Here is a 6,986-nt window from a genome sequence, read left to right as displayed (position 1 = left end):
GACATGCTCACTCCGTTCCGGGGTGTCGTCGCTGTTCAGTGCAGGACCGCGAAGGGGCGCATCCGCGCCACGGGGCTGACGATGTGGTGGGCCGTGAGCACGGCCATGGCTGCGTTGACGCCGTTGTCGTCGAGATGGGCGGCCTCTGTCGGCGCCGCATCGCTGTAGCGGAACCGCAGGGTGCGGCGGCCGAGACGATCCGTGTGGGAGAGGCCAGACCGTTCGAACTGGTCGATCACGGTCCCCGCCCCGTGGCAGGCCGAGTGGAGGCTGTCCTCGCTGCGTTCCCCGGCCACGGCGAGATACGAGGACGTGCGATGCGTCCCCGGCAGCAGGACCGCCTGCCCGGTCCGGGCGAAAGTCGTCCCGGCCGGCATCCGGTCTGCGGGATAGGCGCGGCAGGAGTTGTGACGGTGCATGACGGCCGTCTCGCCGCCGACCGCCTCCTCGTAGATCGAGTTGTGCGGTGAGTCGACGACGAGTCTCCCCGACGCTCCGCCGAACGCCTGGTCCGCGAGCGCTCTCAGAGCGGTGTAGGTCGCCAGCCGGAAGGCGTAGCCATAGTTCATCGCGGCCGCGTTCGCCAGCATGAGGCGCTGTCCCTCGTCGCTGTCCAGCTCGACCGGAAGACATCCCTTCGCGAAGTAGAGGCGCATCCGGTCGCGCAGCTGCGCGGTGGAGCGGGACGTGGCCAGGTGGAAGAGCGGCTTCTGAACGGCCATCGCCGCTCGCATCACCCGATCGGTGTCCTTGCGCCGCTGGAAGAGGTGCCCGACCGCGCCCGTGAGCACCCCGCCTCCGGCGTGGTACTGAAGGGTCACCTGGCCCTCCCGGACGCCGAGCAGCTCCGCCGCCTCTGGGTCCAGGATCTCCTCCACCTGTTGGAGCTCGACGAAATGGTTCGTCGGTCCGATGGTGCCGAACCGGAGCCGGGCGAGTTGCCACGTCAACGCGGGCATCTCCTTGCGAAGCCGGGCGGCTCCACCCCAGCGGTCCAGGTCGATCCGTCCACCCTCCTCGACCCGTTCGAGCTCGGAGTCGTCGAGGTCCCACCGCTCGACGGCGAACTGCCCGCCATCCGAGGCGGCCCCCATCACCTCCCGGTAAGTCAGGTCCCGCGCGCCTCGCGTCGGGTAGGGGTAACGCTCCCTCACGGCGCGGTAGAAGTCAGCGATCGCGCTGTCCGACGGGCGGTCGCAGTCGAGCGCGATCAGGGCCATCCCGCAGTTGACCGACGAGCTCGTGAACGTCGGCCGGATCGTCCCAGCCGTGGCGACGGCGATGCTCGAGGGCATCTCCATCGTGCGCTTGTGGTGGAAGTCGGGCAGCACGACCGGGGCCGCCGCGAGGTCCACGCCGACGGTCCCCAGCTCGAGGGTGCGCAGCACGCTCGTGTCCGCAGGCAGGGCGGGACCTTCGAAGACCCGGGGCCGGAGATCCGTCGTACCAGCCGCCCGGCCCGGGACCGGGGTGAACACCTGGTCGGGCTCGGTGCCTCCGGCGACGTGGCGGCCCCGCGCCCGGTGCGTCGTGCCGGCGATGACGTTGAGCTGCATGCGTCGTGCCTCCGTTCGGGTCGATGGACCCGTCGTGTCGGTGGTCGTCGGTGGTTCGGTGCTCGCCCGTCGTCGAGCCGGTCAGTAGTCGTCGGGATACGGCGCAGGGAAGGCCAGGGCCGGGCCCGGTGCCGCCTGGGCGTACGTCCCGAGGAGCGCGCCGAGTGCGCTCTTGACCTCATCGGTTGCGTTGAGCGACGACGCCTCGAAGAGCCGTTGCAGTCCGGCGCCGAAGTCGGGCGCAACGGGACAGCTCAGCGTGCTGAAGATGCGCGCGTGTGCGGTCGGCAACGGTTGCTCCGTGGTGGAGAACAGTGACTCGTGCAGCTTCTCGCCCGGACGGAGGCCGGTGAAGCGGATCTCCACGTCGGGCAGCTCGAGCTGACGGGCATAGTTCGACACGAGCTCGACGATGCGGACCGGCTCGCCCATGTCGAGCACGTAGGTCTCGCCGCCGACCGCGAGGTGTGCAGCTTCCAGGACGAGGCCGACTGCCTCCTCGATCGTCATGAAGAAGCGGGTGACATCGGGATGGGTCACCGTGATCGGCTCACCGTTGCGCGCCTGTTCCGCGAGGATCGAGAGGAGCGAGCCCCTGCTGCCCAGGACGTTGCCGAAACGCACCGCCGACACGATCGTGTCCTCCGTGCTGGCCCACTTGACGGCCTGTTCGGCCAGTTGCTTGGTCGCGCCGAGCACCGAGGTGGGATCGGCGGCCTTGTCCGTGGAGATGAGCACGAACCGGGCGACGCCCGCGTCGACCGCGGCCGTGAGCACGTTGAGCGTTCCGATGACGTTGGACTTGACGCCCTCGCACGGGTGCCGCTCGAGCATCGGGAGGTGCTTGAGGGCGGCGGCGTGGAAGACGATGTCGGGCCTCGTGTCAGCCATCACCTGGTGCATGCGCCGGGCGTCGCGGATGTCCGCGACGACGAGGTCGTCCGAGTCGAGCATCGCCTCTCCGGTCAGCTCGAGCTGGAGTCTGTGCAGGTTGGACTCGTCGTGGTCGAGCATGATGAGCCGTTCGGGGACGAAGCCGGACACCTGGCGGCACAGTTCGCTGCCGATCGAGCCACCGGCTCCCGTGACGAGCACGCGCGCCCCGTTGATGATCTCCTCGACCTCGGCGGAGACGACGTGCATCTCCGGACGACCGATCAGGGAGCCGATCTCCAGGGAGCGCAGGTCTGTTCCCACGACGTCGCGTTGCAGCAGGGCGATGAAGGAGGGCAGGTGCCGAACGCTGGCACCGACGCGCGCGGCTGCTGTGGCGAGGCGCCGGACCTCGGCGGCAGGCAGCCCCGGGATGGCGAGCAGGACCACGTCGACCCGCTGCACCGTCGCCACAGCGAGCAGATCGGCCAAGGTGCCGAGCACCGGCAGCCGCCGAACCACGCGCTTGCTCGTGTCGTCGTCGAGGAAGCCGATCGGTGCGAGGCCGAACTCGGACACCTTCTCCAGGTCCCGAGCGAGAGCACGCCCGGCTTCTCCGGCCCCGACGATGAGTGTCCTCAGCCCGGGCTGCATCGTGGGGATGAACCCCAGCTCGCTCGGCGTCCACCCGTACTCGAGGATGGTCATCGCATTCCTCCAAGCTCGATGAGGGCGGCGCACACGGCGTCCACCTCGGTGTCACTGATCACGTGGTCAAGGGGAAGGGAGAGTGTCTGCGCGAACACGCTCTCGGCGCCGGGGAGTCCGCCGGCCGGCAGCAGGCACTCGTACCGGTACCAGGTGAGCTGGTGGACGGGGATGAAGTGCACCGAGGTGCCGATCCCCTGCTCGCGAAGCAGCGCGATGGCGTCGTCACGCCCCACGCGGAACTCAGGCAGGATGCGTACCGCGTAGAGGTGCCAGGCGTGCCGGCCGAGCGACGGCCGTGGTGGCAGATCGAGCCCCGGCACGCCGGCGAGCTGGCGATCGTAGCGCTCGGCCACGTCCGCCCGGCGCGCCTGCATCGCCTCGAAGTGTCGAAGCTGGACCCGACCTATCGCCGCCTGGATGTCGGTCATGTTGGCCTTGAGTCCGTCCCAGCTGACGTCATAGCGCCAGTTGCCACCCGGGAGGTACCGCTGCCAGGCGTCCCGCGTCATCCCGTGCAACCGGGTGCAGCGGATCCGGTCCGCCAGGGCCTCGTCCTCGGTGGTGACCATGCCGCCCTCGCCGATGGGCAGGTTCTTCGTCGCGTAGAAGCTGAAGCAGGTGGCCCGCGAGATGGTCCCGACGGGCCGGCGCCCGACGACAGTGCCGAGCGCGTGGGCGGCATCCTCGATGACGTGGTCGAGCGCCACCCCGGCGGCTTCTGCCAGAGCCTCGACGTCGGTCGGCAGCCCGCCGAGGTGCATGACGACGAGGGCGTCCACGCCCCCCGCGGCCCGCGCGGCCGCAGCGACGGTGTCGATGGAGGGCATCGCGGTGTCCGGGTCGACGTCGGCGAGGACCGGGAGGAGACCGGCGTGGCGAATTGCGCCCGCCGCTCCACAAAAGGTCATCGTCGACATGAGCACCTTGGCCCCATGGGGCAGGTCGAGTCCGCGAAGGGCGAGCTCGATGGCCGCAGTGCAGGAGCTGACGGCGATGGCATGCGACGCGCCCAGATAGTTGGCGAACTCTCGCTCGAACTCCACGACCTGCCGGCCCGAGGTCACCCATCCCGAGGCGAGTACCGAAGCGACCGCGTCTGCCGCCTCGGGCCAGATGCCAGTGCGGGTGAACGGGATACCCGCCGTGGATGCGGTCAGTCCATTCGCTGGTGCTCGGGTGGGCAGAGCCGAGAGAACGTCACTCATCTTGAAGAACCTTCCCGAACAGGGCGACTGCGTCAGGTGCGGAGTGGACATGGAACTTGCGCAGGATGCTTCGGACATGGGTCCTGACCGTGTTGGGCGACAGCTGCAGCTGCTCGCCGATCTCCTTGCGGGTCAGTCCGGCTGCGAGCGCCTTGAGGACGGCCTCCTCGCGCCTCGTCAGTACGTGTGGGCCCGTCTTCCGGTACAGCTCGACCGGGCCCTTGACGATCCGGTCGGCGAGGAGGCGTCGGACGGGTTCTACGGGCAGGTGCGTCTCGCCACGCGCCACGGCCCGGAGGGCTGCCAAGAGCTCGGTGTGCTTGTCGTTCCGCCAGACCCACCCTCGAACGCCGAGTGCCACCGCCTCCAGGATGCACCCGTCCCGGGAACCGTCACTGAGCATGACAGCCGCAGGTCCGGGCCGGAGCGCGAGGACTGACCTGGCCACGCCCAGCCCCTCGTCGCCGCCCAGGGGATGGGCGAGGACGACGACGTCGCAGGCGGCCCACTGGAGCAGGGCGAGCGCGCCGGGCCCGTCCATTGCGCTGCCGACGAGCTGAAGGTCGTCGCACTCGTCGAGCTGCACGGCCATCGCCTCGGCAAACAGCGGGCTGTCATCGACGACGACGATGCGGGTCCGACTCGACATGTCGACCAGCGTGCGCGCCCGCCCCTCCCCGCGGATCCGCTGCTGAGGGGATGTCGTTCTACAACAAAAGCACTACGCCATGCAGGGATAGGTCGGGTGATCGGTCGGGCACCCGGTCACCGGACATTGAGGGGCCAGATGTCCGCCGAGCCGTGGGCCGCGATGAGGGCCACGGCCTGCAGACGGGAGTGCAGGCCCAGCTTGGTCAGGAGGTTCTGGACGTGCGTGCGTGCGGTGCTGCGCTTCACGTGGAGTGAGGTGGCGATCTCCTCGGTGCCCATCCCGTCAACGACGCAGCGCAGCACTTGCCACTCCCGGTCCGTCAGGAAGCTCAGGGCCCAGAGCGGGTTGTCCTGTGACTCACTCATCCGGAGCGCACCCTTGAGCAGCGTCGGATCGACAGCCAGATGTCCTTCGAGTGCCAGTTCGAGCGCCTCGTCGAGCTCGGCGATGGCACGGTCCTTGGCGATGAAACCGTCCGCGCCTGCCGCGATGGCGTGGACCACAGTGTCGTGGCTCGGGTCAGCCGACATCATGACGACCTTCGTGTGCGGCACGGCGGCACGGACCTGCTGGATCAGCGGGAGGCTGGACCCTTCAGGGAAGTTCACGTCGAGCAGGCACACGTCGGGCGCGTGCTCCCTCACCATCGGGACCACCGCGTCCAGCGATCGAGCCATGCCAACCACGTCGTGCCCCCGTCCATTGAGGGCAACGTCCAGTGCGTCGAGGAGCAGGGCGTGGTCGTCGGCGAGGACGATCCTCATCCTGCAGCCTGCTGTTCCGTGGCACGACCCAGTCGGATCTCCGCCACGGTTCCGACGTCCAGACCCGGCCGGATCCGGAAGCCACCGTTGCAGGCTGCCATGACGGCTCGGGTGGTGGTCAGGCCCAGCGACGTGCGTGATGGGATCCGGCCGAGCCCCGGCCCGTCGTCAAGGATGCTGATTCGCACCTCGCCAGCCGCTGCGTCGTCCTTCACCTGGACCACGACGTGCCCCTCGTCGCCCGCCGCCCTCACGGCGTTGTCCAGGAGGCAGCCAAGAGCGCGTGCGACCGCGACCGGCCGCGCCCATCCCCAGGCGGACGCCGGTGCGTCGATCGCGATCTCGCACGGCGCGGTCGCGCGCCAGAGTCCGACCGCCTCCTCCACCACCACGCACAGGTCGACAGCCTGCACGCGATCAGGCCCGTTGCCGAGCGCCGACTCGATCAGCGCGCCGAGCCAGCCGGCTTGCTCGGCTATGGCCGTCAGACGTCGCTCAGACGGTCTCGACCCGTCGCTCAACAGGCGAATGGCTGACACCGGCCCTCGAAGGTCGTGCAGCAGAGCCCTCACCGTGTCGGCTTGCACCGACTCATCGGGCCCACCCAGGTCCCTGTGCTCGCTGTCCATCTCTCGCACCCTCCCTTGACCGGAACGCCACTCCGCCGACCGGTCTCCCACTTCCCCGAGTGCTCTTTGCTGCTCCCCCTTCCCCAGCAAATACAAGGTAGGCGCGTTTTCCGAGCAACGTCCAGATACCAAAAAAATGCTCCAGAACATTCCGCCCACCACTTACAAAAGCCGACGAAAGGTGGTTCGGCGGGGCCTGGCTGCCGCTCGAAACGCCACCACGCCGGGGGACGGCGTGCGTGCGGGGACCGGCCCAGCGGCCTACGGCAGAAGACGTGGGCGTATGCCGCTGAGCCAGCTCCCAGCGCACCGACCTTGCGTGGTTCGTCCTTCGAGACCACTGGGCTGGCTCCGATGGATCACCGTGCCAGCTGAGAAGCTGCTGGCGCGGCCACCTCCTCCGCGTGGCCGATCGGTGTGCGCGGCAGGGCAGCCAGCGCGATGAGCGTTCCGAAGACTGCCACCCCGGCAGCGACCGACACCGCCGCGTGCATCCCCGAGGCGAACGCCGACCGCGCGGCGTCGAGGATGGCGGCTCCTACCGGGCCACCAACCTGCTCCGCGACGACGGTCGCTCCGCCGAGCGTCTCACCGGC

6 protein-coding genes and 1 pseudogene are annotated in these 6,986 nt (G+C 69.2%); all 7 read right to left on the bottom strand.

Going from position 1 to position 6,986, the window contains the following annotated elements; genetic code table 11:
* Positions 1 to 35 precede the first annotated feature (35 nt).
* A complete protein-coding gene (locus VIR15_RS04885) occupies positions 36 to 1,556 on the bottom strand; it encodes an RtcB family protein (RefSeq protein WP_331926350.1) in 1,521 nt (506 codons plus the stop codon).
* 81 nt (positions 1,557 to 1,637) lie between these two features.
* Complete coding sequence (locus tag VIR15_RS04880) at positions 1,638 to 3,137, bottom strand: polysaccharide biosynthesis protein (protein ID WP_331926349.1); 1,500 nt, start codon at positions 3,135 to 3,137, stop codon at positions 1,638 to 1,640.
* Complete coding sequence (locus VIR15_RS04875; protein ID WP_331926348.1) at positions 3,134 to 4,345, bottom strand: DegT/DnrJ/EryC1/StrS family aminotransferase; 1,212 nt, start codon at positions 4,343 to 4,345, stop codon at positions 3,134 to 3,136. The genes VIR15_RS04880 and VIR15_RS04875 overlap by 4 nt, the downstream gene beginning before the upstream one ends.
* A complete protein-coding gene (locus VIR15_RS04870; protein WP_331926347.1) occupies positions 4,338 to 4,994 on the bottom strand; it encodes a LuxR C-terminal-related transcriptional regulator in 657 nt (218 codons plus the stop codon). Before VIR15_RS04870 ends, VIR15_RS04875 begins: the two co-directional genes overlap by 8 nt.
* 116 nt (positions 4,995 to 5,110) lie before the next feature.
* Positions 5,111 to 5,761 (bottom strand): response regulator, encoded by a 651-nt coding sequence (locus VIR15_RS04865; RefSeq protein WP_331926346.1) that lies wholly within the window; start codon positions 5,759 to 5,761, stop codon positions 5,111 to 5,113.
* Positions 5,758 to 6,390 carry a sensor histidine kinase gene (locus VIR15_RS04860; protein WP_331926345.1) on the bottom strand — a complete coding sequence of 211 codons (633 nt, stop codon included), beginning with the start codon at positions 6,388 to 6,390 and terminating at the stop codon, positions 5,758 to 5,760. The genes VIR15_RS04865 and VIR15_RS04860 overlap by 4 nt, the downstream gene beginning before the upstream one ends.
* Before the next feature lie 359 nt (positions 6,391 to 6,749).
* Positions 6,750 to 6,986, bottom strand: a pseudogene (locus VIR15_RS04855) (hypothetical protein); the annotation flags it as partial.

The organism is Intrasporangium sp. (assembly GCF_036566125.1).
Taxonomy (GTDB): Bacteria; Actinomycetota; Actinomycetes; order Actinomycetales; family Dermatophilaceae; genus Intrasporangium.
This window is presented reverse-complemented; position numbering and strand designations above follow the sequence as displayed.